This is a genomic window from Lysobacter sp. P5_B12 (assembly GCF_056400425.1).
Map to the genome: position 1 here is coordinate 44,459 of NZ_JBFULG010000003.1, position 25,106 is coordinate 69,564.

23 protein-coding genes and 1 tRNA gene are annotated in these 25,106 nt (G+C 63.6%); 19 read left to right on the forward strand and 5 right to left on the reverse strand.

Annotated features, from left to right (window positions below):
• Window positions 1-12 precede the first annotated feature (12 nt).
• On the reverse strand, window positions 13-687 hold the full coding sequence (locus tag AC1DOM_RS06335) for a thiopurine S-methyltransferase (RefSeq protein ID WP_498961388.1): 675 nt from the start codon (window positions 685-687) through the stop codon (window positions 13-15).
• A complete protein-coding gene (gene parC / locus AC1DOM_RS06340; protein WP_498961390.1) occupies window positions 684-2,927 on the reverse strand; it encodes a DNA topoisomerase IV subunit A in 2,244 nt (747 codons plus the stop codon). The genes AC1DOM_RS06335 and parC overlap by 4 nt, the downstream gene beginning before the upstream one ends.
• A 146-nt stretch (window positions 2,928-3,073) precedes the next feature.
• On the opposite strand from parC, the gene AC1DOM_RS06345 reads away from it, so the two are divergent.
• From AC1DOM_RS06345 to AC1DOM_RS06380, 8 genes are all read left to right on the forward strand, one after another.
• A complete protein-coding gene (locus AC1DOM_RS06345; RefSeq protein WP_498961392.1) occupies window positions 3,074-3,304 on the forward strand; it encodes a hypothetical protein in 231 nt (76 codons plus the stop codon).
• A 125-nt stretch (window positions 3,305-3,429) separates the two neighbouring features.
• Window positions 3,430-4,110 carry a winged helix-turn-helix domain-containing protein gene (locus AC1DOM_RS06350; protein WP_498961394.1) on the forward strand — a complete coding sequence of 227 codons (681 nt, stop codon included), beginning with the start codon at window positions 3,430-3,432 and terminating at the stop codon, window positions 4,108-4,110.
• On the forward strand, window positions 4,107-5,492 hold the full coding sequence (locus AC1DOM_RS06355; RefSeq protein WP_498961396.1) for a sensor histidine kinase: 1,386 nt from the start codon (window positions 4,107-4,109) through the stop codon (window positions 5,490-5,492). Before AC1DOM_RS06350 ends, AC1DOM_RS06355 begins: the two co-directional genes overlap by 4 nt.
• Window positions 5,493-5,529: 37 nt before the next feature.
• Window positions 5,530-5,614, forward strand: a tRNA-Leu gene (locus tag AC1DOM_RS06360).
• A gap of 172 nt (window positions 5,615-5,786) precedes the next feature.
• Window positions 5,787-7,010 (forward strand): tyrosine-type recombinase/integrase, encoded by a 1,224-nt coding sequence (locus AC1DOM_RS06365; protein ID WP_498961398.1) that lies wholly within the window; start codon window positions 5,787-5,789, stop codon window positions 7,008-7,010.
• A gap of 49 nt (window positions 7,011-7,059) precedes the next feature.
• On the forward strand, window positions 7,060-7,794 hold the full coding sequence (locus AC1DOM_RS06370; RefSeq protein ID WP_498961400.1) for a hypothetical protein: 735 nt from the start codon (window positions 7,060-7,062) through the stop codon (window positions 7,792-7,794).
• Between the two features lie 587 nt (window positions 7,795-8,381).
• Window positions 8,382-9,110: a hypothetical protein gene (locus tag AC1DOM_RS06375; RefSeq protein WP_498961402.1), complete on the forward strand. Its 729-nt coding sequence runs from the start codon at window positions 8,382-8,384 to the stop codon at window positions 9,108-9,110.
• Complete coding sequence (locus AC1DOM_RS06380; RefSeq protein ID WP_498961404.1) at window positions 9,107-10,396, forward strand: replicative DNA helicase; 1,290 nt, start codon at window positions 9,107-9,109, stop codon at window positions 10,394-10,396. Before AC1DOM_RS06375 ends, AC1DOM_RS06380 begins: the two co-directional genes overlap by 4 nt.
• A 523-nt stretch (window positions 10,397-10,919) precedes the next feature.
• Here AC1DOM_RS06380 and AC1DOM_RS06385 read toward each other — a convergent pair.
• The gene (locus AC1DOM_RS06385) at window positions 10,920-11,126 is read right to left on the reverse strand and encodes a hypothetical protein (RefSeq protein WP_498961406.1); all 207 of its coding nucleotides are present in this window, start codon (window positions 11,124-11,126) and stop codon (window positions 10,920-10,922) included.
• 158 nt (window positions 11,127-11,284) lie between these two features.
• Here AC1DOM_RS06385 and AC1DOM_RS06390 point away from each other — a divergent pair, with 158 nt between their 5' ends.
• The 4 genes from AC1DOM_RS06390 to AC1DOM_RS06405 all read left to right on the forward strand — a co-directional run bounded on the left by AC1DOM_RS06390 (window position 11,285) and on the right by AC1DOM_RS06405 (window position 14,608).
• The gene (locus AC1DOM_RS06390; protein WP_498961933.1) at window positions 11,285-11,623 is read left to right on the forward strand and encodes an HGGxSTG domain-containing protein; all 339 of its coding nucleotides are present in this window, start codon (window positions 11,285-11,287) and stop codon (window positions 11,621-11,623) included.
• A 234-nt stretch (window positions 11,624-11,857) separates the two neighbouring features.
• Entirely contained in the window at window positions 11,858-12,685 is an 828-nt protein-coding gene (locus AC1DOM_RS06395; protein WP_498961408.1) for a putative outer membrane beta-barrel protein, read from the forward strand.
• Between the two features lie 194 nt (window positions 12,686-12,879).
• Window positions 12,880-14,103: a hypothetical protein gene (locus AC1DOM_RS06400; RefSeq protein ID WP_498961410.1), complete on the forward strand. Its 1,224-nt coding sequence runs from the start codon at window positions 12,880-12,882 to the stop codon at window positions 14,101-14,103.
• 268 nt (window positions 14,104-14,371) lie between these two features.
• Window positions 14,372-14,608: a hypothetical protein gene (locus AC1DOM_RS06405; RefSeq protein WP_498961412.1), complete on the forward strand. Its 237-nt coding sequence runs from the start codon at window positions 14,372-14,374 to the stop codon at window positions 14,606-14,608.
• Between the two features lie 522 nt (window positions 14,609-15,130).
• On the opposite strand, the gene AC1DOM_RS06410 is transcribed toward AC1DOM_RS06405, so the two are convergent.
• Window positions 15,131-15,370 (reverse strand): hypothetical protein, encoded by a 240-nt coding sequence (locus AC1DOM_RS06410; RefSeq protein ID WP_498961414.1) that lies wholly within the window; start codon window positions 15,368-15,370, stop codon window positions 15,131-15,133.
• A gap of 192 nt (window positions 15,371-15,562) precedes the next feature.
• Between AC1DOM_RS06410 and AC1DOM_RS06415 the strand changes: the two genes are divergently transcribed.
• Window positions 15,563-16,279, forward strand: a complete 717-nt coding sequence (locus tag AC1DOM_RS06415; RefSeq protein WP_498961416.1) for a response regulator transcription factor — start codon at window positions 15,563-15,565, stop codon at window positions 16,277-16,279.
• A 512-nt stretch (window positions 16,280-16,791) separates the two neighbouring features.
• On the opposite strand, the gene AC1DOM_RS06420 is transcribed toward AC1DOM_RS06415, so the two are convergent.
• A complete protein-coding gene (locus AC1DOM_RS06420) occupies window positions 16,792-17,427 on the reverse strand; it encodes an SRPBCC family protein (RefSeq protein WP_498961418.1) in 636 nt (211 codons plus the stop codon).
• Between the two features lie 183 nt (window positions 17,428-17,610).
• On the opposite strand from AC1DOM_RS06420, the gene AC1DOM_RS06425 reads away from it, so the two are divergent.
• From AC1DOM_RS06425 to AC1DOM_RS06450, 6 genes are all read left to right on the forward strand, one after another.
• Window positions 17,611-18,894 carry an LssY C-terminal domain-containing protein gene (locus AC1DOM_RS06425; RefSeq protein WP_498961420.1) on the forward strand — a complete coding sequence of 428 codons (1,284 nt, stop codon included), beginning with the start codon at window positions 17,611-17,613 and terminating at the stop codon, window positions 18,892-18,894.
• Window positions 18,894-20,114, forward strand: coding sequence for an LssY C-terminal domain-containing protein (locus tag AC1DOM_RS06430; protein ID WP_498961421.1), 1,221 nt, complete (start codon window positions 18,894-18,896; stop codon window positions 20,112-20,114). The genes AC1DOM_RS06425 and AC1DOM_RS06430 overlap by 1 nt, the downstream gene beginning before the upstream one ends.
• Window positions 20,115-20,181: 67 nt before the next feature.
• Window positions 20,182-21,183 carry a lipase family protein gene (locus tag AC1DOM_RS06435; RefSeq protein ID WP_498961423.1) on the forward strand — a complete coding sequence of 334 codons (1,002 nt, stop codon included), beginning with the start codon at window positions 20,182-20,184 and terminating at the stop codon, window positions 21,181-21,183.
• Window positions 21,184-21,324: 141 nt separating this feature from the next.
• Window positions 21,325-22,461, forward strand: a complete 1,137-nt coding sequence (locus tag AC1DOM_RS06440; protein WP_498961425.1) for an AI-2E family transporter — start codon at window positions 21,325-21,327, stop codon at window positions 22,459-22,461.
• 46 nt (window positions 22,462-22,507) lie between these two features.
• Window positions 22,508-23,995, forward strand: a complete 1,488-nt coding sequence (locus AC1DOM_RS06445; protein ID WP_498961427.1) for an efflux transporter outer membrane subunit — start codon at window positions 22,508-22,510, stop codon at window positions 23,993-23,995.
• Window positions 23,992-25,101 carry an HlyD family secretion protein gene (locus AC1DOM_RS06450; RefSeq protein ID WP_498961429.1) on the forward strand — a complete coding sequence of 370 codons (1,110 nt, stop codon included), beginning with the start codon at window positions 23,992-23,994 and terminating at the stop codon, window positions 25,099-25,101. The genes AC1DOM_RS06445 and AC1DOM_RS06450 overlap by 4 nt, the downstream gene beginning before the upstream one ends.
• Window positions 25,102-25,106 lie beyond the last annotated feature (5 nt).

Genomic DNA, 25,106 nt, shown 5'->3' on the forward strand with positions numbered 1-25,106 from the left:
GTGCGGCGCGCCTCAGCGCCGTTGCAGTCGATACGCGACCGCGTGCAGCGCGGTCACGCCTTCGTTCCGGAAAGAGTCCTGGTAGGCCAGGATGTCGCGTCGGACCAGCAGTTCCACATCCCACCCGGGCTCGAACAATTCCCGCACTTCCGCTTCGGGAACGGAGAAAGGCGGGCCCGGCTTCTGGTGTTGCGGAAATTCGAGCGTGACCATCAAGCCCACGCATCCGCGCGGCAATTGCGCATACACCTCACGCGCATAACGTCGACGCAGACCCTCCGGCAACGCGATGATCGCCGCACGATCGAAGAACGCCGTGCACGCACCCAGATCCTGCGCATCGAGCGCGAACACATCGCCGTTCAAAAGCGCGATCGGACCCGAACGCCACAGCGCGCCCTTCGACGACTGCTCGACATCCGCCTGCAAACCTTGCTCGGCGAAAAACTGCTCCACCGCGAGCGCTGCAAGCTCCACGCCGAACACCGCATGCCCGTGTTCGACCAACCACGGCATGTCGACCGATTTCCCCGCGAGTGGCACGAAGACCGTTGCGCCTTCAGGCGCACCGATGCGATCCCAGCATTCGACCAGCAAGGGCGACGGCGTTTCCTGGTGGAAACCGATCCGCCCCTCGCGCCAACGCGACAACCAATTCTCGCGATCGCGCAGCAGCTCTTCGCTCATTCGACCGCCAGCCCGTCGACCTTCTGCCAACCGCGCGGCAACAGACCGCCACGCGACGCACGCGCTCCGACGTAGTCGTCGAGTTCCTTGAACGACAGCGTCATCGAACGCGAGCCCGATTTCACCGAGAGCTTGCCGCCCGGCGGCACGACGGCCACTGCGACGACGCGTTCGGTGCCGAGCTTCGCCTTCGGGATCTCGATCAGCTTGTTGCCCTTGCCCTTGTCGAGTTCCGGCAGATCGCGCACCGGGAACGCGAGCAGATGACCCGCGCTCGTCACCGCGACCACGCGATCGCTTTCGACCGAACCGACTTGCGCCGGCTGCACGACCTTCGCGCCCGGCGTCAGCGACAACATCGCCTTGCCGGCCTTCTGTCGACCCGTGAGGTTGACGAACTTCGTGACGAACCCGTAGCCGTGCGTGGACGCGAGCACGAAGCGCGTTTCGTCATCGCCGCTCGCGATCGCCTGGAACGACGCACCCGATGCGAGCGTGAAGCGCCCGCTCAAGGGTTCGCCATTGCCGCGCGCACTCGGCAGCGAGTGGGCGAGGGTGGAATAACTGCGCCCCGTCGAATCCAGGAACGCCACCTGTTGCGTACTGCGCCCGCGCACCGCGGCGAGCAAGCCGTCGCCTTCGCGATACGACAAGCCGGCCGCATCGACATCGTGGCCCTTGGCCGCGCGGATCCAGCCTTTCTCGCTGAGCACGACCGTCATCGGTTCGCTCGGCACCAGTTCGGTTTCGTCCAGCGCCTGCGCGGCATCGCGCGCAACCAGCGGCGAACGCCGCGCGTCGCCGAACTTCTTGGCATCGGCGAGCAACTCGTCCTTCACCAGCTTCTTCAGCTTGGCCTTGCTTTCCAGCGTGTTGAGGATCTTCTCGAGTTCCTTGGCGAGCTCGTCCTGCTCGCCGCGGATCTTCATTTCCTCGAGGCGCGCCAGTTGCTTCAGGCGCGTGTCGAGGATGTAGTCGGCCTGGTCTTCGCTGAGCGCGAAACGCGCGATCAACACATCGCGCGGCTCGTCTTCGGTGCGGATGATGCGGATGACTTCATCGAGGTTGAGGAACGCGACCAGCAAGCCTTCCAGCAAGTGCAGGCGGCGTTCGACGCGTTCCTTGCGATGCTGCAGGCGCCGCACGACGGTGTTGGTGCGGAACACCAGCCATTCGGACAGCAGCTGCTTGAGGTTCTTGACCTGCGGGCGGCCGTCTTCGCCGATGACGTTGAGGTTGACGCGATAGGAGCGTTCGATGTCCGTCGTGGCGAACAGATGGCCCATCAACTGTTCGGCGTCCACGCGGTTGCTGCGCGGCACGAGCACGACGCGAACGGGATTCTCGTGGTCGGATTCGTCGCGGATGTCTTCCAGCCACGGCAACTTCTTCGCGCGCATCTGCGCGGCGATCTGTTCGATCACCTTCGAGGAGGACACCTGGTAGGGCAGGGCGGTGATGACGATGTTCGCCGCTTCCTTCACGAAGGTGCCGCGCGCGCGCACGCTGCCCAGGCCCGTTTCGTACATCGACAGCAGATCGCTGGCCGGCGTGATGATTTCCGCCGTCGTCGGGTAATCGGGGCCGCGGATGTGTTCGCACAGGTCGCGCACGGTCGCGTCGGGATCCTCGAGCAGGCGGATGCACGCGGCGACGACTTCGTTGAGGTTGTGCGGCGGGACGTCGGTGGCCATGCCGACCGCGATGCCCGTCGTGCCGTTGAGCAGCAGGTGCGGCAGGCGCGCGGGCATCCACGAGGGTTCGTCGAGCGTGCCGTCGAAGTTCGGCACCCAGTCGACCGTGCCCTGGCCCAATTCGCCCAGCAGCACTTCGGCGATCGGCGTGAGCTTGGATTCGGTGTAACGCATCGCCGCGAAGGACTTGGGATCGTCGCTCGAACCGAAATTGCCCTGGCCTTCGATCAGCGGATAGCGATACGAGAACGGCTGCGCCATCAGCACCAGCGCCTCGTAACAGGCCGAGTCGCCGTGCGGGTGGTATTTGCCGATCACGTCGCCGACCGTGCGCGCGGATTTCTTCGGCTTGGCCCCGGCGTTGAGCCCGAGCTCGCTCATCGCGTAGATGATGCGGCGCTGCACCGGCTTGAGCCCGTCGCCCAGGAAGGGCAGGGCGCGGTCCAGCACGACATACATGGAGTAGTCGAGATACGCGCGTTCGGCGTATTCGCGGAGGGGGATCTGTTCGAAGCCGTGGAAGACGGGGCGGACGGTGTCGTTCATCGATTGCTGCGTGTGGCGAGTCCTTGGAAGTGTACCCGCCGCCGCCGGATGAAGAATGTTTCATGTTCGGGCAACCGGCCCGCAAGCCGCCGGGGCGCAGCCTTGGTCCTGCGATATCCATCGCCCACATCCACAGGAGTTCCGCCATGATCGCCCGCAAAGCCCTGATGCTTCTCGTCATGAGCGCCGTTGCCGGTTCGGCCTTCGCGGCCACGCCGCAGGCCGCTTCCACCGCCGCGCAGCCCGCCAAGTCCACGACCGCCAAGTCCGAGCATCACGAAAAGCGCACCTGCGAAAAGCAGGGCAAGACCGGCCATTGCGAGAAGTGGTCGAAGTCGGAAATGAAGTCCGAAACCAAGGCTGCCGCCAAGAAGTGATCCCCGAGGCGACCCCGGGCGGCGCGGCGATCCCCTGACCCCGCACCGTCGCGACCGCCCGGGCCATCGCATGCGCACGTCCACATCCCGGCCCGGCGGTATGCTCGGGCCGGAAGGAGACGGCGATGCGCATCCTGTTGATCGAAGACGACCCCGACACCGCCGCCTGGCTCCGACAGGGCCTGAAGGAAGCGGGACACGCCGTCGACCACGCCGCCGACGGCAAGCAGGGCCTGTTCCTCGCCACCACGGAACCCTACGACGCCCTGATCCTCGACCGCATGCTCCCCGCGCTCGACGGCCTCACCGTGCTGCGCACGCTGCGCGGCGCCGGCAACCGCGTGCCGACGATCGTGCTTACGGCGCTGGGCGACGTCGACCATCGCGTCGAAGGCCTGCGCGCGGGCGCCGACGATTACCTGTGCAAGCCCTTCGCGTTCGCCGAATTGAACGCGCGCCTGGACAACATCCTGCGCCGTAACGACGGCGGCGCCGCGGCAGCGGAAACGAAACTGAAGGTCGCCGACCTCGAACTCGACCTGTTGCGCCGCCAGGCGCAACGCGGCCCGCGCCGCATCGACCTGCAACCCCGCGAATTCCGCCTGCTCGAAGCGCTGATGCGCCAGGCCGGGCGCGTGGTCACGCGCACGATGCTGCTCGAACAAGTGTGGGACTACCACTTCGATCCGCAGACCAACGTCATCGACGTGCACATCAGCCGCCTGCGCCAGAAGATCGACCACGGCGAAGCGACGCCGCTGCTGCACACCGTGCGCGGCGCGGGCTATCGATTCGGCGACGCGTGAATCTCGGGCGCGCCCTGCGTTCGACCAGCGGGCACCTGGCCTTCGCGGTGTGCGTGTCGTTCCTGCTCGGGTTCGCGCTGCTCGGTGGCGCGGTGTACGCGGCGGTGTCGACCTTGCTCATCCGCGATGCGCGCGAAGCGATCGTCGCCGAGAGCGATGGCTTGCGTGATGCCTGGCGCGACGGCGGGCGCACGGGCTTGTCCGACGCGGTGCGCGATCGCATCGCGACGCCCGACGAACCCGATGCCCTGTACGCCGCCTGGTTCGACGGCCGCGCGGTCGCGACCAACGCGCCGCCCGCGAGCGTGCCTGCGCGCGATGGCTGGCGCGAAGCGCGCGACCAGGACAACACGCGCGTCCTCGTCCAACGCACGACGCTGGCGCCCGGCGTGGTCGTCGCCACCGGCCTGCGCCTGCGTTCGGAAAGCGGCTTCCTCGCCCTGATGGCGCGCACGACACTGGCGGCGCTGGCGATCGCGGTCCTGCTCGGCCTGGTGATCGGTGCAATGACCGCGCGATGGGTCGCGCGCCGCCTGCAATCGCTCGACGCCACCGCGATGCGCGTGGGCGCGGGGGAAATCGACCTGCGCGCGCCCGTCGACGGCACGGGCGATGCCTTCGATCGCCTGTCGCTGCGGTTCAACACGATGCTCGACCGCATCGAAGCGCTGCTGGCCGGCGTGCGCGAAGCCACCGACCACATCGCGCACGACCTGCGTACGCCGCTCACCCGCATGCGCACGCGGCTGGATCAATTGCGCAACCAGGGATCGGTGGAGCCCGAAGCGCTCGAACCGGCGATCGCCGAAGCCGACCAGCTCCTCCAGGCCTCCGGCGCATTGCTGCGGCTGGCCCGCATCGAAGCGCAGGCGCGCATCGAGGACGAGGCCACCGTCGACCTGTCCAAACTGGCGAGCGACGCATTGGATCTCTACGAACCGATCGCCGCCGAGCGGGGCATCGCGCTGTCCCTCGCGACGGCGCCCCTGCACGTGCGCGGCGATGCCGACCAACTGTTCCAACTGGTCGTGAACCTGCTCGACAACGCGATCAAGTACGCGCCCGCGAACACCGGTGTCGATGTCGCGGTCACGCGCACCGGCAACCACGCCTGCATCACGGTGGGCGACCGCGGCCCCGGCATCCCGGAGAACGAACGCGACCGCGTGTTCGATCGATTCCACCGGGGCGAACGCCACCGCGGCACGTCCGGCAGCGGCCTGGGCCTGAGCCTGGTCCGCGCGATCGCCGTGCGCCACCACGCCCGCGTGGTCCTCGACGACAACCACCCGGGCCTGCGCGCAACCGTCTCCCTGCCGCTGGCTTACGAGGGCGATGCGCCCCCGGGCGAGGGCGCCCAAAATCATGCGCCAACGCGTTGACATCGGCCCCGCCGCACCGCACCATACGCGCCCACCTGCCCGGGTGGCGGAATTGGTAGACGCACTAGTTTCAGGTACTAGCGAGTAAAATCGTGGAGGTTCGAGTCCTCTCCCGGGCACCAAACAGAAGTCCGACGCCGTCCATCGCAGTCCGACATGCCACCCAAAACCCCGTCGAAATGCGGGGTTTTTTGTTGTCTACCACTTATCAGAATCCGATGTTGTCCTATGGAATCGGAACGTAGATAGGGGTAGAAGAGGGGGTAGCGTCCTTGGATTGGCCATTTGTCGAACATGACAGGCAAGCTGAGCGATCTAGGAATTCGCAACGCCAAGCCCAAGGCGAAGGCCTACAAGCTGTCAGGCGGTCGCGGCTTTTGCGTGATCGTGAATCCGGACGGTCGCAAGTACTTTCGACTTCGTTACCGCTTCGCAGGAAAGGAAAAGATGTTGAGCCTCGGTGTGTACCCCGAGGTGTCGCTGAAGGAGGCCGAGGCTGGCGCCTCCCAAGCTCGCTCCCTCTTACGACAGGGAACCAATCCTTCCGAAGATCGTCGGGCCCAGAAGTTGGCGCTCCGCCATGCCGAGGCACAGACATTCGGTTTCGCGGCTGCAGCCTGGGTAGGGCACAACACGCCGCGATGGAAGCCAGCGACTCTCGAGAAGGTTCAGCAGTATCTGGACAAGGACCTACTTCCACCGCTTGGCAAACGTCCGTTGGCCAACATCACCCCCCTTGAGCTGGGTGTGGTGCTCGAACGCATAGAAGGCCGCAAAGCATTCAATGTGGCCAAGAAGAGCCGGCAGTGGCTCAACGCGATTTTTTCGTTCGCGATCGCGAAGGGTCTGACTGCAAATAACCCGGCCATTCACCTCGGATCGATCGCGCTATTCCAACCGGAGCCGCGCAACCACGCACACCTCAGCATCGACGACTTGCCGAAGTTTCTTCGGGCGCTGGACGGCTATCAGGGCTCCGTGTTGGTCAAGACGTGTGCGTGGCTCGGCCTATGGACCGCAAATCGTCCGGGCGTCACTCGGTCGCTGAAGTGGTCCGAGCTCGATCTCGAGGAAGGGCTTTGGACAATCCCAAAAGGTAGGGAAGGCATGAAGCGCGGTTACGCGCACGTCACACCGCTTCCGTCGCAGGCGATACAAGCCCTGCTTCATCTCCAGCCAATTACGGGTCGATTCGAATACGTCTTCGTCGGTCGCAATGATTGGCGCAAACCACTGAGTGATGGGGCGGTCACCGGATTGTTAAAGGCAATCGGCTACAGCGGCAAGCAGACGGCGCATGGATTCCGGCACCTAGTAAGCACAGCGCTCAACGAGAAGGGGTTCGAACCAGATTGGGTCGAGCGTCAGCTCGCACATGGTGATCCCGATGAAATACGCGGCACGTACAACAAGGCGGTTTATCTCGATCAGCGTCGCAAGATGATGCAGGAGTGGGCCGACTATCTTGACGAGGCATTGCGTGGTGCGCCGCAAGCAGTGCGAGTAGGGCTGGGTTGAATTTGCGAAGGTTACGCGCGAGACGTCTGCAGCAACGGAGCGAAAGCTGATGTCGATTCAGTTGAGCTACACCGATTTCGTCAAACTTTTTCAGATCGATAAGCCTCTGGATTGGCTGCCATCGCTCATCGTGAAGCCGGAGGGTGTTTTTGTAATCCCTCCAGCGGAAGACATCGACCTTACGCCGAACGAGCGCGCAACATTGGCGCATCACCCGACAGGTATCTATTCTGATCCTGCGTTGAGATTTCCTGCCTCTGTCGAGAAGCTGGAGGCCTTTGTAGATGAGTTTGGCCTCCGAGGATACATCGATGCTTTTGACCTGCTCCATTTGCTTGAGAAGTCAGCGTTTGTGGCCGCCCATCTGGAGGAACAGAAAAATGGCGCGCACTTTTGGCCAATCCTGGCGCGAATTACGGGGCTGAGATCGCGGCTCAAAGAAGAAATGGGACGAGCTGAGCGTAATGACAAGGAATCTCGCTTGGTCGCACTCCGATGGGTCGCTGATCAACTTGATGCGGCGTTTGATGGGATGTCAATGCCGTCCGAAGTAAACGGGGACGCGTCCGGAAAGCCGGATGACGCAACCGTTATCGCTTGCTTGGTCGATTTGATGCTGACGACTACGGATGCGGGTACGAGGCTGTCCGTGTACGAGTCGCAGAATTCCGTAATCGATGCACTTCTCCATCACTATCCAAATGTGCGCGGAATCTCGTCCAGGAACGTTGCCGGAAAGATCGCAGTAGGTCGAAAGCGAGCCGGTCTGGCAGCGAAGCGATAAATTGCAAATTGCAAATCAATGCAATTGCAGTGACCAGCTGGATATGACGAGAGCCTAATCGCAGCCAATCCCACCGAAGGAGTGTGATATGGCTGCCGTAGCTTTACCGTCGACTGATCCCATCCACCCCGAGGCGTTTCTGCGGGTCGCTGACATCTGCGGTCGTCGCCCCGTGTCAGAAGAAGAAGCTCGTCGTAACCGCGAATCAGGCAGGGGGCCGCGGCGCGCTCGCGCGTCCGTCCGCGGGCTGCTCAGTGTGTCTCCCTCAACGTGGTGGCTTTGGTGTCAAACCGGCGTTGCGCCCCATGGCGTGAAGGTGGGTGGTGCAACCCTTTGGCGCGCTGGCGACGTACTCGCCTTGGCGTCGCGCTCTCCCAACGCGCAGGAGGGTTGAGCCATGGCCGACCCCAAGAAGCGCGACGACTCACTGCGGCTCAGGCCGTTGACGACCTCATGCCACCGGTGACCAAGTACGACGTTCGAACGCATGCGCGTCTAGTCGCACGCAGGCGATCTCTAGACGAGCAGTGGCGCCGCGAGCGCGCCCCCCCGTTCTCCTGACACCTCTTGTCGTTCTGGCCGCGTCAGTGCTGCCGGAACGCCATCAACAGATTCGAGGCAACTGCATGGCTCGTATTCGAACCATCAAACCCGAATTTCCGCAGTCCGAGAGCATGGGCCGAGTCTCACGCGACGCACGCCTGTTGTTCGTGATGCTCTGGCCGATTTGCGATGACCACGGGAGGACTCGCGCAGCCTCGCGAATGCTCGCGAGCACACTCTTCCCTTACGACGAAGATGCCAGGGCGCTGATTGGCGGCTGGCTCGATGAACTAGAGCGCGAGTGTTGCATTCGCCGCTATGAAGTTGGCGGTTCGGCGTTTCTGGAAATTTGCAACTGGCTGACGCATCAGAGAATCGACAAACCAAGCAAGCCGCAATTCCCGGAGCCCTCCTGTACTACTCACGGGACAGTCGCGAACTCTAGCGAGGATTCGTCGTTGGAACGGAAGGGAAAGGAAGGGAAGGGAAAGGAAACATCCGAAAAGTCTCACTCGTCGACTGGCTCGAAAAAGCACAAGACATCCGTTCCCAGCAACTTCGGCATCTCTGAACGCGTTCGGAGATGGGCCGGCGATAAGGGCGTCTCTCGACTCGAAGAACGCTTCGAGCACTTCGTGGGCCATGCCAGGGCCAAGGGCTACACGTACGTAGACTGGGACGAGGCATTGATGAATGCCATTCGGGACGACTGGGCGAAGCTGGGGCAATCGCCACTCCTCGCGTCGTCGTCCCTGCCGGAGCTGCGCGCATGAGCCGCGACGATGGCCTTGTTCTGGTTGAGCAACAGTTGCTCCACACCGTGCTGGTTCGTCCTTCCTCGCTGGCGGAGATGCCCCTGCAATCGCGGCACTTCACTTCCGAGGCCTTCGCCGAATTGTGGGATTACGTCATCCGGCACAATCTCGAAGGCAGCCCTGCGGACTTCATCATCATCAGTGAGGCTGCGGAACGGGATGGGCGCATATCGATCCGGGATCTGGCCATGCGCCTGGCGTGCGATCGCGATCTTTTCGCGTGCAGCAATCCTGGCTACAAGTCGAAGCTGGTAATCGAGGGATGGCGGTGTCGCGAAGCAGGTCGCATTGCCGACGATCTGCGAAGTGCAACGAGCCGTCGCGAAGAGGGCGCCGTCGATCGCGCGATCTCTGAGCTCATGGACCTGTTCGCTGATGAGCGCGAGTGCGAGCACACGGCCAAGAGCGCCATGTCCGCGGCGTGGGGCCAAGTCCTGGCAGCCCATGAAGCGGGAGGCGCACTGGTTGGGGTCCCGACGGGCCTGGCGGGTCTGGACGATGCATTGGGAGGCCTGCACGACTCAGACCTCATCGTCGTGGGCGCGCGRCCTGCCATGGGCAAGACGGGCCTTCTGCTCGGCATGGTGCTCGCCGGGAGCATTGACCAACAAAGCCATGGCTGTCCCGTCGGATTGATTTCCGCAGAGCAGCCGCACGAACAGGTCGGATTGCGCTGGATGGCCACCGGGTCGTCGGTGTCCGTGGGCAAGCTGCGCACTGCACGTATCGAAGACCACCAATGGAGTGGACTTACGGAGGCCGTCAGGGCTTACAGCGATCGCCCCATTCGCATCTACGATCGAAGCTCTCCCGATATCGCCGACGTCGCGCGCGTGGCCCGTCGCTGGAAGCACCAGTTTGGAATTCGCGCGCTGTACGTCGACTACCTTCAGAAGCTCGAAAACGCCGCCATGGCCAAATCGCCAAGGCATGAGCGGATCGGTGCAATCGCGAAATCCCTGAAGAACCTAGCGCGCGAGCTCCGCATACCAGTTGTCGCCTTGGCGCAAGTAAGCCGCGAGGTCGAGAAACGGCCCGATCAGCGACCGCTCATGTGCGACCTGGCTGACAGTTCGGAGATTGAAAAGGAAGCCGACCAGATCATGACGCTCTGGCGCGACCTCTCGAATCCCGCCGCCGATTACGCGCCGGCGGAGATCAACGTGGTGAAGAACCGCCACGGAAACATCGGGCGGGTTCATTGCCTCTGGCGCGGCGCGCAGACGGCCTTCGTGGATCCCTAGACCGAACGCTCTTAGACCCTGGAGTCCCCATGCCCACGTCAAAACAACCGCGCCTCGGCGCTCACGAACTGAAATACCTAGCGCAAGAGCTTGGCCAAGCCGTGCGAGCTCTCGTGGATCAGCATTCGTCGCTCCGGGAGGAACTCTTCCTCGCCGCCAAGGCCGTCCGGCGCGAAAAGCGAGCGAAGCGCGACATGCCGAAGTGCAACGCCTTCAAGGCGAGTGGAGGTAGGTGCGCCACGCGGCTTGAGCCTGGCCAGTTTCGATGCGCGCTCCACGAGCAAGAGCTGCGTGACCGCAGGAGATCCAAGGTGGGGAAGCGCAAGCCAGGTGGGGACGGCGAGGGTGGCGCCGGCGGCCCTGCGGCTGCCTCCCCTGAGCCCATCGGTCGTGGTGGCGAAACCGCAAACGTTTGCGACACGGGCCGAGGGATCCGGACACCCCGTCGGGACGCTTCGGAGGACCTGGTCTGCACAGCGGACGAGGGGTCTTGTGTCGAGCGGAAGTCCGGATCGTGAGCCGCCTAGTCGATCAGCGCGTCCAGCCGGCCTGCGATCGCATCGAGGAGTCCCGCCTTGACGGCATCCGTCTCGCCGCTCGCCATCGCAAGGGCGGCGACGTGCTTCCGAAACGCGGTGGCGACTTCGGGTGGCTGAGAGACCGCTGCCAGGATCGCGATCGCAGATGCCAGGGCGTCGGCCACGCTGGCCAGATCGTCGTCAAAGCTCATGGCCTTGGGCCTCCTAAAAGGGAAGCGCAAGGCTACGACTGGGGGTGTTCGGTTCCTATTGTCCTCGGGGGCAAATCTTCGCCGAGGCCGGACCCATCAGGACCCCTGACACCACACCCCCAGTCACCCTCAACGGAGGGGTCTGCATGCGCGCGCGAATGACTTTGGTGGGGCTCCCGCCAAAAAGCGGGGTTGTCAGGGAGGGGGTGTCCACCCCCTCGACGGGGTCCCAGGGTGGGGGGCGATGCAAGGCCCGGACCAAGAGGGGTACCCCATGTAGGGTCTGGGCGGTTGAGGGGTTCACCCGTTGCCGTCACCACCATGGCCTATGCAGGGCGCTCACGAAGGCCGGAAAGCCTTGTCGCGGCGGAAAACTCCGAGGTACGGGACGGTGCAAGTGGCATGGTGCCTTCTCTACTGGCCCACGCACCGCCGTGGGTAAGGCGAAGGTCGCGCTGAACTTGCCACGAGTCCGTGCGGCTCGGGCGCGAGAATGAGTTTGGTGGGGCAATCGGCAAAAAGTTTGCCGGTATGGCGCATACACCCTTGAAGGGTAGGGGTGCCGTCGCCCATATCATTTGCACGCCGCTACTTAATTCAATTGTTCGTCGTAGCGGCCAGGGGAGATGCCACCAGGTCATGCCTTCCACCCTGTCCGGGGGAAGGCGGCGCGACCGTTGTGTCTATGAAGGGCGTCGACCACGCCTCCTCGTAGTGCTCAGGGTGATGTCATGAAGATCGCCACGATGCCCCTGCTTTCATTTGCGTTATTCGGGCTGCTTGCGCCTGCCAGAGCACGCGCGGTCGAGCCGCTCGATACCTTTAGCTTCCGCGTCGGCGGGTACATTACGTCCTGGGACACCAAGGTGCGCGCCGACGGCGCCACGCAGCGCGGCACGCAACTCGAACTGGACCGTGACCTCGGCCTTGACGACAGCGCGGCCATCGGCTTCGTCGGCATGACCTGGCGGCCGTGGCAGAGCCACGAGTTCGGCCTGACGTATTACCAGAAGGATTCTGACGCCATGCGCACGCTCACCCGCGACGTCACCTTCCGGGACCAGACGTACCAGGCGAACAGCACCGTCAGTGCCGATGTCGGTATCGATGCGTACGAGGGGTATTACGTCTGGTGGGCTGCGCAGAAAGAAAATTGGTCGCTCGGCCCGCGCGTCGGTTTGATCTGGTACCGGTTCGACATGGAGATGGCGTTGCAGGTCGACGCCAACGGGAACTCCGCGGGCGGTGCGTTCCGCTCTGAATCGCAGGCCGACCTGCCTTCGCTCACCCTAGGCGGTGCTTGGCGGTGGACGCCGGGCGGGAACAACGCCTGGCGCATTGGCGCAGACGCCGGATATTTCAAGGCGAACATCGATGATGTCGATGGCGACATAACGTTCGGCCGCATCGGCGTCGAATACTTCCCGTGGGAACGTTCGGGTTTCTCGCTCGACTACACGGTGAGCAAGATCAGCGTCGATGCAAACAAATCAGACTTCGTAGGCAATTTCGATTTCATCGACAGCGGGCTGAAGCTCGGATACATCTACCGCTGGTGATGCATAACCTATTGAATGCAAGCCCCGTGCCTAATTCCGGCACAAAGGAGCATTCACGGAAGTCGAACACGGCTACCGTTCTTCACGTGTTGCCTCACGCCGTGGCCCGCGCGGTCCCACTTCTTCGCCTCCCCAACGCGCCTTCTTCTGTCCCGCGATGCATTGATTCGACCCTCCGCTCTGTGGGAGTCGCGATGCTGCTGCTCGCGACTCCGATCGCTGCGCAGGACACGGGAGGTTGCTCGCAGCGCTTCCTTGAAGGTCTGGGGTGGCGCTTCGCAGCCACGGACGCCGCGGCAATCGAGATCAAGCCAGGCACGCCTTGCGATCGCGCCGGCCTGGCCGAGGCGAAAGCCGCCGGCGATCTCGTGGTTCGCATTCCCGAACATCTGGGCGCGGAATCGCGCGCTCGCCTGAGCAACTTTCTACTCCATCACCCGGCGACCAAGTGTGCGTACGGTTTCGCGTTGGGCACAGCAACGCGGCGAGCGGTCGACCGGCTGGTGGGCAATCCGGGTTACCGCTTCTCGGCCGTTCAGATGGGGTGGATTGGGTTTGGCCCGACCGGGTCGGCGCGCGACGGTTGGAAGCCGATCGCGTTGTTCGGGCGTGGTTACCAACCGCGCGGCGCCAACTCGATTGCAATCGAGGCGTTTTACAGCGGACAGGTGCGTAGCGAGTGCGGAGTGGGCCGACAGATTGCGCAGTATGCAACCCAAGCAGAGTTGTATGGCAGGAAAGCATTCGACTCCGAATTCGATGCGGAGGAAATCGTCATCGGCACATTCAACCGCCTCCACACCACCCGCAGCATCCTGCTGGGATCTTCCGCCGGCCGCTTTACCCATGACGGCCGCGCCGTCGCCGCTGCGCAGGCCGGTCGCCAAGCGTTCATGGGCCTACCTGGATTCATCTACGCCCTGGACCGCACCAAGCTGGACGACCTCAGTAACCAGGCCGAAAATTTCGTCGTCTATGACGTCGGCGCCGAAGCCGCCGCCGCCCTGCGGCATCGTGGCGGCTTCGAGTATTACAACGAGCGCAACCGTGCGATCTGGTCGATGGCGCGCACGTTGCGCGGGAGCAAATCGCATCGCTACTTCGAACGCCTCCTGCTCGAACGCGACGCCTCCCTACGTGCGGATCTGTCCGCGGGTGACCGGGCGACGATGGACCGTTTGGATGCCGAGCTCGCCGATCCCTTCTACCAAGAGTTCGAGATCTATGTGCACAAGCAGGGCGTCAAACCCGTCGGCTCCCACGTTGCCCGCCTTCTCGACCGCAACCCGCGCACGCCGTATCGCATCGAACTGGCATCGCACAACTTGAACACAACTTTGTACGAGCGTTACATAGAACATCGAGTACGAAATTGCACTTACGGAGGCTTTAATGTTGCGGCCGGAAGCGATCATTGATGAGTCGCACTGCCCGTCTTGGCGCATTCCTGATGCGATCCGAGCAAGTGGGCATCGTCCGGTAAGAGCGCCTCTAGGCGATTCACTGCGGGGGGTCATACGCGATCATTCGAAGGACCTTTTTTTCAGTCGCCGGTGACATGTGGTCACATGGTGACCGCCATCCACCCGCAGCAGACATCGCGGCGCTCTGGCAGCTGCGGCCATCTTGCCGCGGTCTTTTCGTTGGCCTTGATGCCGCGACGCGGCGGCATTCGGGAGGACCCCAATGAAGCTCGACGATGCCCAAGCCCTACGCCAAACGATGGCATGCGCGCTGATCGCGCTATTCCGCACGCATCACGCCCCGAGCACGCTGGAGCGAACCTTCCGGAACGCGCGGAACGAAGTAGCGCCAATCCTGGAACGAGACATGCTCAGCGAATTGCCGGCCACAAAGACCCTTCTAGATGCGTTTGAGGCGGTGCTTCGGGAGAACAAGAAAGAAAAGCGGTCCCACGCGTAATCGCGTGTGAGGTCTCGGGGCATCATCCGCATCTGGTATTAGCGGGCATTCGACGACGATCGTTTTCGAAAAAGCCGGGGCCGCCTTACATCAAAGCCGGCCTCGAAGCCGTCGACGTTCGACGGCGGCGCGTTGCCCAGATCATCGCTACCAGGGCTAGCACCGTTTCACTCCCGCAAATCCCAAAAACCGAGGCCCCGCTAGGAGAAGCGAGGCCTCGGTAGTGGGGGGCGCGAACGGCTGGGGAGAGCGCATTCGCTTGTCGGCTAGCCGCCTCCCGGCGTGGTCCTACGGTGCGGATCGCCGTGCCGACACAATGAAGAACGCGGGCCGATCCAGAACCGGCCTTCGTTTGGATTACGTGGTCGCGGCCCCGCACAGTGCTTCCGCCGGGATCCGGAGGCTACAGCCGCCTGAGTTCTCCCGCGAAGCAATCGCTTGAAGTTAATCGAACGAGCGCCCTATGGCCGCTCAGGGTGCTGAAGAAGAGGAGCGCGCTCGAGGGTTCTTGCGCATCGCTCGCTACCGCTGTGGGCCCTTGAAATCCAGCTTCCTGCGTGGCGAAATTACCGAGACGTCGTACTCCCTGAGTACTTCGGCATAGTCGGCCGCGGCCCTGAAGGCGTTGTCCCTTGTGGTGCATTCCCATCCGGGAACTTCCCGTTCCCGGACAAAGGTTGGGTCGTTTTCATCGCTCACGAGTACGACGGCCCTAAATCTGCCATCACCTGTTGGATATGCGGCGGCCCGGTAGAGCTTCATCGTCCCGTCCATTGGAAGAGGCCGTGTTGTCGCTGTTTTCCGTATTGCGTAGAGAGAACGGTCAGGAGTTGGTGCTAGGTGAATAGGCATTGCACGCCTTTCGCTCAGCGTCGTCCTACTGTCTATTTCTGAGCTGGCCCGTCGTCAAGAGCGGGACTCGGTCCTAACTAGCGCAAGCGGTCGGAAAACATCATGGATTTCACAGTTCCACATTCGTTCCCTCCAAGCGCCGGCGGGAAAGTGCATCTCCGCGATCCCCTGATACATGTGCTGGACGATGAGCCTAGCATCCGTCGAGCGGTCGCTCGGATGCTCGCTAGCGCCGGGCTCGCAAGTAAGGAGCATGCCGACCCAGCCGCATTTTTCGATGTCCACGATCCCCGCACCCCGGGCTGTCTGATCCTTGACCTGGCGCTGCCCGGCACTAGCGGGCTTGCCGTCCAGCAGAAGATGCGCACCCTCGGACTAGATTTACCGATCGTCTTCCTGTCGGGCTGCGCCGCCGTGTCTGAGAGCGTACAGGCAATGAAAGACGGTGCGATTGATTTCTTGACAAAGCCGGTTGATGCCGACGCACTGCTAGACGCAGTTCAGCGCGGGGTTGCGATCGACCAAGCTTGCCGTGCGCGCGTGGCGGGAGACCATGCACTAGCTGCCGCGTTGGAGACCTTGACTCCGCGCGAGCGCGAAATGCTGCCCTACCTGGTTGCCGGTCGGCTCAACAAACAAGTTGCGAGCGATTTTGGCGTGGTGGAGAAAACCGTGAAGGTGCATCGCGGGCGCGTCATGTTCAAGTTCGGAACACGCTCATTGGTCGACCTTGTGCGCATTGCCGAGCGCCTGCACATCGAGCCCAAAGGTGGTAGGTTCTCGGCGCCTTCCAACGACACCGGCGGGCCAAGTCGCTGACATCACGATGGAGCTTCGTCGTTCGCATCGTGGCCTCCTGCATCGGGTCGCAAGCCCGCTTTGCGCCGTTGTCTGTCCGACTGCGTGCGTGATTTGACCCAACAGGTTCGAACCAGCCCCTTGGGTGATTCCTCGGTGTCGGCGGCGGAGGCATGGCCGGCTCAGGATGGGGACGCGCGTTTGCCTTAAAGCACTATGCAGATGGGGACGGGCGATGGGCTTTGAGGTGTTCCGGTGGCACACAGAGTGGCGCTGGCGTCTGGTCGGTGCTGACGGAATCGTCGCGCGGGGAGAGCCATGCGCCACACTCGATGCGTCTGGAAGCCATTCGAACTGTCCAAGGCGCGAACGCAGCGACGCCAATCTACAACTACGACACTGGCGCGCTCATAGGCGACTCGGCTACCTGATGGGCGGGCGTGTTACCCGCCGCCCGCTGGACGCATCACCGCCCGTCTGGACCTTGGACGATTTCGCCGGTTCCAATCGGCGGCTGTGTCAACGGTTGGTGCTCAGTCGGCGATTCCCTCTGGCAGGGGCAGGCCGGATGCGCCAGCGACCACCTTGCGAATGCTCAGGATCGCGGCCGACGAAAGCGAACGATTTGCCAGGAAGACCGGAATATTGCCGCCGACATCCGTCAGCGATATGTAGGTCAACCGTGTCTTCGCGTCCGTCGGCGTCATGATCCATTCGCCTCGCGCGCGTAGCGCGATGCAGTCGGGCGTCGGTTTTTCGCCAATAAAGGCAATGGATGCGAACTCCACCCGGATCTCCCCATTGGCGAAGTCGTGGCGCTCGAATCGCACGGAGTAACATCGGTCGCGGGTCATCGGCATGCTGAGGACGTCCGACCAAATGGTCACGTCTCGACCTCGTTGTATGAAGGTGCGAGTGACGTTCTTGTTACTCTGATCGAGAAACTTTCCGAACAGGTAGTTCGCTATCGCCTTCGGCGAAACGTTTAGCGATGTGCTGAGGCGAAGTTCGTCGTAACGTTCGCCTGGAACGCTCCGGCGCTCCACCCGAATGTCGTTCTTGACGCTAACAGTCCGCCACTGCTGGGCTCGGGCGGGCATCGACCACGCGGCAAGCAGGAAGGCGCAAACCGCCAGAGGCGTTCCCAAACTGCGTGGAATTCTGGACACCCGGGGATTCGATGCCAACGGAGTCACAAGGTCAAGACATGATCTCTCGCGTTCGTGGCACTTCTGTGTTCCACAAGCTCTGCAGACGCGCAGTGGCGTGTCCGTCGACAAGCAGGCGTGCCGTTGCATTTCTTTGATGGCGCCGTCCCGCCATGCGATTTCCCGGTGACTTGGGTTCTGCGAATGAAGAGCTTGCCTAGGACGTGGCTCGCAGCCGCGGTCGTATCGGCCGCGCTCGCAGGCTGCGCCTCCACACCTGCAGCGGCGCTCGACGTGGCGGGCTACAGGCAGCGGGCGGTGGCGCGCGTCGACGGCGGCGTGCACGTTTCTACCGCGGCCTTGTCAGCCGAGGAGAGCGCAGTCGTATATGGCGTGCCCTTGGCAACCAAGTCGATCCAGCCGGTCTGGATCGAGGTGGAGAATCACGAAGACCGCGACTACTACCTGATGTCGCCGGGACTGGATCCGAATTTCTTCCCGGCTTCGGAGGCGGCCGAAGCCTTCGCATCGGGCGGTTCGCCTGAGCAGGCGGTCGCGCGCGATCGGCGTTTTGGCGAGCTCGCATTCCATAATCCCGTGCATCCGGGGATGACGGTCTCCGGATTCGTACTGACGCATCTCGATGAGGGCGGGAAGCTCGTCCAGATCGACCTGGTGGCCAACCAGCGCACCAAGACGTTCTCGATCCTCACGATCATTCCCGGATTCCGCGCGGACTATCACGTCAGCGGCATTTTCAGGGGCGAGATTCGTGGTGATCGGGAGACCGTCGATTTCAGCACGCAGGCCTCTTTCCTGCAGGCACTGGCGGGCCTGCCGTGCTGCGTCACCAACAAGGACGGCGACCGAAATGGGGATCCCCTCAATCTGGTCGTCGTCGGCGGGTTCGACGATGTGCTTCCCGCGTTCGTGCGACGCGGCTGGCGCCCCACCGAGCAGAAGTGGACGGGCTCGATCACGAAGATGATCACGTCTGGCCTCTCGGGCGAGCGCTATGCCTATGCACCGATCAGCGACCTGTATTTCTTTGGGCGCGCCCAGGACTTTGCGTTGCAGAAGGCGCGGGACACGATTCACCAGCGCAACCACCTACGGCTGTGGCTGAGTTCGATGCGTTACCTGGGCAAGCAGGTATGGGTGGGCCAGATCAGCCGCGACATCGGCAGCCGACTCACCCTCCATTCGCCGACGCTCACCACGCACAAGATCGACCCGGACGTGGATGAAGCGCGTGGTGCGCTGGGCGAGGACATGGCTTATTCGCAGGGACTGACGAAAATCGGATACGCCACGGGCGTCGGCGCCGCGCCGCGGGACGCACCGCGCGAGAACCTCACCACCGATCCATATTACACCGACGGATTTCGCCTCGTACTGGTGTTCGACCGTGCGCCGACCTCCCTGGACGAGATCGAAATCTTCGAGGACAACATCCTCGGCGCTAGGCCCGCGAAAGACGCGCCGTGATGGGCTTGTCGCTGCAACGCGTGCTCGCACAAGCAACACTCTCGCTCGCCGTGGTTGGCTGCGCGACATGGCAAGCCCCGCCGGGCGTGGACGATGCCGCACTGCGTGCGCGCGCCACCACGGTGACGGCGACGGCGATGTCGACGACGCGGGACGACGTGCGCATCAGCGCACTCGTCGTTGGCACACAGACCAGCCGGCAGATGTTCGGCCCCGAAATCGAGAGCGTGAAAGTGCAGCCCATCTGGATCGAAGTCGAGAACCGGTCATCGCAACCGCTGTGGCTGCTTCGATCGGGAACCGACCCGGATTACTTCTCGCCGCTGGAAGTGGCGTGGTCGATGCACCATGCGTTTTCCGGAGGAACGAATGCGCGCATCGACGAGATGCTCCAGAACGCCGCATTCGAGAATCCGATTCCGCCCGCCGCGACGCACGCGGGTGTGATCTTCATCAATCCACAACGTGGGACGACGCTGGTCAATATCGACCTGTTCGGCAGGAAGACGCTGATTCCCTTCTCGCTGTTCCTGCATCCGGACGGCCATGACGGGCCGGCGCCGCTCACGTTCCGACATCCGCAGGCGCCGCTTGTCGACTTCAAGGACCTCGATGCGCTGCGATCGGCGCTGGAGCGATTGCCGTGTTGCGCGATCGATGCCAGCGGGTCGGCCCCGGGCGACCCGTTGAACGCTGTGCTGATCGGCACGATGGCCGACATCGGTGCTGCAGGCATCCGGCGCGACTACAGGCGCGATGCACGCGAGGCCGATCAGAACCAGCGCGTGTTCGCACGGGAGCCGGATTTTGTCGCGCGCAAACAGGCGCAGACCGGCTCGTCCGCGACCTGGATACGCCTGTGGGCAACACCGATGCTGTTCGACGGCAAGCCCGTCTACGTCGCGCAAGTCGGGCGGCCGGTCGGCGGCCGCTTCGCATCCAGCGAAGCGCGCAGCGCCGTGCTGCACCCGGATGTCGACGAAGCCAGGAACTTCATGGTGCAGGACATGATGTACTCGGGCGGGTTGGAGAAGCTCGGGTTCATTACTGGTGCCGGCGATGCCGACGCGTTGACCACGACGAAGGTCGAGGGTTCGCACTACCACACCGATGGGCTCCGCGCGGTGCTGTTCTTCGGCACGCGTCCGCTCGCCTTGTCCGACGTGCAAATTCTCGACTGGGTCCCCTTCATCGAGCGAGGCCGCGATGCACACGAATGACTTCGGCATCCGCCACGCGATCATTGTTGCGGCGTGCCTGTTGCTCGGCGCGTGCGCAACGACGGGCGTGCCGTATTCCACCGATATCGCGCCGGAGATCCACGCGGGCCTGCAAGACAAGCGCGCGCGTTTTCGCGAGACCTTCTGCGCGGTGCTGAAGGCGCACGGGCGTGCGCTTCCGGACTACCGGCCTTGCGAAGAAGCACTGGCGCGCGTCGGCGATGAGCCTGTCGAAGCGTCTCGCCCCGTCGATCTCGGTCTGTCGAAACGGCACCTGATCGCGGCGCTGGTGCCCGGCATCGGCTACGAATGCTTCGCGAAGTGGCTTGAGGCGCCCGGCACATCGGCAGAACACGTGCGCCGATATGGATACGACCTGGCATTGCTCAAGGTCGATGCATTATCGGGCATCGAGACGAACGCGCGCCAGATCCGCGACGCGATCATGGCCATGCCATTCGATACGACGGCACCGCCACGTCTGGTGTTGATCGGCTACTCGAAGGGCGCGCCCGACATCCTTGAAGCCATCGTCGCCTATCCGGAGATCCGCAGCAGGGTGGCGGCGGTGGTGAGCGCGGCAGGCTCGATCCGTGGTTCGGCGCTAGCCGACGATGCCGAGCAATACCAGGCCGACATGCTGCAACACTTTCCGGGCGCCGCTTGTGGGCCCGGCGATGGGGGCGGCGTGGAAAGCCTGCGGCCCGCGACCCGCAAGGCGTGGCTCGCGCAACATCCGTTGCCACGCGAGGTCCACTACTACTCGCTCGCCACGTTCCCGCAACCGGAACGCATCTCGTCGATCCTTAAGTCGAGTTACAGGAAGCTGGCGCGCATCGACGCGCGCAACGACAGTCAGGTGATCTTCTACGACCAGCTCGTGCCGGGTAGCACGCTCGTCGGCTATCTCAATGCCGACCACTGGGCGGTCGCGGTGCCCATCTCTCGTTCGCACCCCATGATCGGAACCATGTTCGTGACGCAAAACGCGTACCCACGCGAGGCGCTTCTGGAGGCACTGCTGCGCTTCCTGGAGGAGGACCTGACCACGCCCGCAGGTGGCCGTTGACCGCGTCCATTCCCGATCTCTGCCATTGGCGTATGGCTGGGGTCGCATCCAACACCCGATCGGGGGCGTTGGTCCAACGGCCAATTCAGGCGACGGCCTTCAGATGGGACCATTGGGCTTCGGCGGCCCGGAGGAAGTCCGATGCAAGTCGAGCAGTCCACCCTTCGCAAGTTGGTGACCCATGACCTGACGGACACGTTGCTTCGGGTCGTGCTGATCGTTTTGTTGGTGTACTTGTGCGTGCGGGTGTTTTCCCCGTTCGCCCGACTGTTGACCCTGGCCATGATTCTGGCGATTGCGCTGTATCCCCTTTACGTCCGCGTGGTTCGATGGTTCGGCGGACGGCGTGGGTGGTCCGCCACCGCGCTCGTGCTGTCGAGCCTGTTGTTGCTCGGCACACCAATCGTGTTGCTTGGCACGACCATTACCAGCGAGTTGAGCGAGGTATATGACCGCGTGGAAGGCGACACGCTGGCGGTCAAGTCGCCAGATCCAAAGGTCGCTCAGTGGCCGATCATCGGTCCGCGCGTGTTCGCTACATGGAATGCTGCGGCGAGCAACTTGCCGAAATTCCTGAAACAGAATCGCGAAGTCATCAAGGGCTACGCGAAAAAGGTGCTGTCGATGGCCGCCGGCGGTGCGAAGACGGCGGGCATGTTCCTCCTTGCCATCGTCGTGGCCGGCATCCTGATGGTTTACGCGGTGGCGGCTGGTAACGTATTCCGACGCATCTTCATACGGCTGACCGGTCCCGAGCAGGGGCCACAGTTGCAAACGCTCTGCATCGCCACAATCCGCTCCGTCGCGACCGGCGTGGTGGGTGTCGCCTTCATCCAGGCCATCCTGCTGGGCGTGGGCTTCGTGCTCGCCGGCGTTCCGGGGGCGGGCGTGCTCGCGCTGATCGCAATGTTCCTCGGCATTCTCCAATTGCCCGCGCTGCTCGTTTCGATTCCTGCGGTGGCGTATCTGTGGATGGCGGAAGATGGAAGCTCGACCGCCTTCAAGGTCCTCTTCAGCGCGTGGTTCATCGTGGCCGGCCTGGCCGACAACGTGCTCAAACCGATGTTGCTCGGACGCGGCGTGGATGCGCCGATGCTGGTCATCCTGATCGGCGCCATCGGCGGCATGGTGACCGGCGGCATGGCCGGCCTGTTCCTGGGTGCGGTGCTGCTGGCCGTGGGCTATCAGATCTTCATGCAGTGGGTCGATCGTGGGGTGCCCGAGGCGGGCGCGACGGCGCCCGCTGCGATCGCGCACACCGACGACACTCCCGGGTAATCGCGGCATGCGACGCGTCGGCACCGCGTTGATCTTTGCGTCTGTCGTGCTGCTGCTCGAAGGCTGCGTCACGCTTGGGCCGGACTACCAGGAGCCGGAAGTCGGCTGGTTGAAAACCTGGCAGTCCGACCTCTACGGCCAGCTCGGAAACGCCGACCAGCAGACACAGGTCGACCTGCGTTTCTGGTGGCAGGCCTTCAACGACCCGGTGCTGAACGGGCTGATTGAAACCGCGCGTCGCGAGAATCCATCGCTGCGCATCGCAGGCTCGCGGATCCTGGAGAGCCGCGCCGCACTCGGCATCGCCGGCAGCAACCAGTTCCCACAAGTGCAGCAACTCAGCGGAGCAGCCACCTACGTCGACGATCGCCAAAGCGCAGAAACAGGGCCAGGCAAGCACGAGCATTTTACCGCGTACGGCGCCGGCTTCGATCTGGCGTGGGAGCTGGATTTTTGGGGACGTTTCCGGCGCGGCGTCGAATCGGCGGAAGCGGGGTTCTTCGCGTCGATCACGAACCAGCAGGACGTGCAGGTGCTGCTGAGCGCCCAAGTGGCCACGCTGTATTATGGCTATCGCACGACCTTGCTGCGCATCGAGATCGCGAAGAACAACGCCACCATCCAGAAGCGGAGCCTGGACATCACCGAGCGCCTCTACCTGGAGGGCGAGGAATCGGAGCTGGACCTGCAGCAGGCCAAAGCGCAATACCTCGGGACCTTCGCCACCATCCCGGAGCAGGAAGCCGATCTGGTCAGGTTGCGCAACGCACTGTGCGCCGTGCTGGGGCGGCCGCCGGGCGAACTGCCGGAACTGGCATCGGTTGGCGGCCCATTGCCGGACGTCGAGAAGGCGGTGATCGGACAGGTTCCGGCACAACTGCTGTTGCGTCGCCGGGATGTCCGCACGGCGGCATGGCAGGTCGCCGCGCAGTCGGCGCAGATCGGCATCGCGAAGGCCGATTACTTCCCGGCCATCACGCTGCTGGGGAGCATCGGATGGTCCTCCGATACGCTGGACGGGACGCCGGATATCACGCGCATCACGGCCGGCCCCGCGCTGACCTGGAATCTGTTCGACCACGGCCGCATCCGCAACAACGTGCGCCTGCAGGATGCGCGCCTGCAGGCATCGATCGCGCTGTTCCAGAACAGCGCGCTGCTCGCGGCGCAGGAGATGGACGATGCCGCGATCAGCGTGGTCAAGACCGGCGAACAGCGGGTACCGCTGCACGACGCGGCGCGCGCGGCGGAGCGTTCGCTCGAACTTGCGAACACGCTTTACCGGGAAGGCTATGCGGGATTCGATCGCGTCCTGGACGCGCAGCGGGTCCTGTTCTCCCAAGCCGAACGCGAACTGCTCAATGACAGCGCGCACATCAGCGCCGTGATCACGATGTACAAGGCGGTCGGCGGTGGATGGGTGGACATGCCGATGGACGATATCGTGCCCGAGCAAACGCGCACGACGATGGAAGACAGGACGCATTGGGGCGACCTGTTGCGCGCCCCGCTACCCACGGACGACGCGAAATGAGCGAAGCACAGCCTGCCCCCGGCGATGCCAAGGCGACCGTCAAGAAAGGCAGACGCATCATCGCCGTCGTGATCGTCGTCAGCCTCGTTCTGTATCTGGTCGCCGATCGCTACACGCCGTACACCTCGCAGGCCAGGATCGAAGGCTTCGTCGTCGGCGTCGCGCCGACGGTCGCCGGTTCGGTGACGAAAATCGCGGTCGCCAACAACCAAACAGTGAAGGCCGGGCAAGTGTTGTTCGAAGTCGACCCTTCCCAATACCGCATCGCGTTGGCCAAGGCGCGGTCGGATCTGGCCAACGCACACAAGCAGGTCGGCGCCGGCACTGCAACGGTGGAAGCGTCCCGCGCCAAGCTCCGCGCTGCACGCGCGGCCGAGTTGGCCGCGCGACAGGATGCGATGCGCCTGCGCCGGCTGCGCGAAGGGGACGAGGGCACGGTCTCCGTGCGCCGCCAGGAAATCGCCGATGCGGGCCTGCAACAGGCCATCGCGCAGGTGGCTGCGGCCGAAGCCGACATCCGCCGCGCCATCGAACAGATGGGCGGAGCCGACGTCGACGAGAACACGGTGCTCGAGACCGCAGTCACGGCGGTCGACAAAGCGGAGTTGGACTTGGCGAGCACGGTGGTCAAGGCACCCTCGGCCGGTGTCATCACCGATCTGCGCACCGACGTGGGCCTTTATGCCGGCACGGGCAGTCCCGTGTTGACGCTGGTCGCGGTCGGCGATGTGTGGATCAACGCCGAGTTCACCGAAAACAACCTCGGCCGCATGCGCGCGGGAACGCCGGTGGAGATCGTGTTCGACTCGCTCCCCGGGCGCGTGTTCAAGGGCAGGGTGCGCAGCATCGGCCTGGGCGTCAGTGCCGGCAACGCGCCGCCGCCGGGCACCTTGCCTTCGATCGACAACAGTCGCGATTGGCTGCGGCAATCGCAGCGATTCCCCGTCATCGTCGGCTTCGACGCGCGACAGGATCCCGCGCTGCCCGCGGCATTGCGTGTCGGCGGCCAAGCCTCCGTCATCGCCTACGGAGAAGGCAGCGGGATCCTGCGCCTGCTCGGCAAGCTCTACATCCGGGCGGCGAGCATGTTGTCCTACGCGTACTGACGATC